Annotated in this window: 1 protein-coding gene; it reads right to left on the bottom strand. The window is 63.6% G+C overall.

What is annotated here, in order from left to right:
• The coding region (locus A3754_RS02700) for an aminotransferase class III-fold pyridoxal phosphate-dependent enzyme (protein WP_063518789.1) at positions 1 to 793 on the bottom strand (793 nt) is incomplete at both ends.

The following is a 793-nucleotide window of genomic DNA, read 5'->3' as shown; positions in this document are numbered from 1 at the left end:
GGCCACGCCATCAATGATGTCGTCGGTGAGGGTGTTTACCACGGTCAGGGCGGTGGCGCAGCCCAGCGGATTGCCGCCGTAGGTGCTGCCATGATTGCCGGGGCCGAACACGCCGTCTGCCTTGCCGGCCACCAGGCAGGCGCCGATGGGGAAACCGTTACCCAGGCCTTTGGCGGTGGTCAGCACATCCGGGGTGACACCGGCGCCCAGGCAGGCAAAGTAATCCCCGGTGCGGCCGTTGCCGGACTGGATTTCATCCAACATCAGCAGCCAGTCATTGCGGTCGCACAGGGTGCGCAGGCCGGCCAGGTAATCGTTGGCGGGGATGTGGATGCCGCCTTCGCCCTGCACCGGTTCTACCAGAACGGCGACAATATCGTGATTATCAGCCAGGGCTTCTACTGCTGCCAGATCGTTGAACGGCACACGGATGAAACCGTCCAGCAGAGGCGCAAAGCCTTCCTGCACCTTGGCATTGGCGGTGGCGGACAGGGTCGCCATGGTGCGGCCATGGAAGCTGCCTTCCATAACGATCACGGTGGGGCGGGCGATCTGTTTGCGTGAGCCATACAGGCGGGCAATCTTGATGGCGGCCTCATTGGCTTCTGCTCCGGAGTTGGAGAAGAACACGTTCTCCATGCCGCTCAATTCGCACAGCCGCTGGGCCAGCGATTCCTGGGCAGGAATGCGGTACAGGTTGGAGGTGTGCATCAGCTGCCCGGCCTGTTCGGCCAGGGTGCGGGTGACTGCCGGGTGGCAGTGGCCCAGGTTGCACACGCCAATCCCGGAGATG

This window comes from Alcanivorax sp. HI0083 (assembly GCF_001635175.1).
Note: the sequence above shows the minus strand (reverse complement) of the source record. Positions and strands in the feature narration are given on the sequence as shown.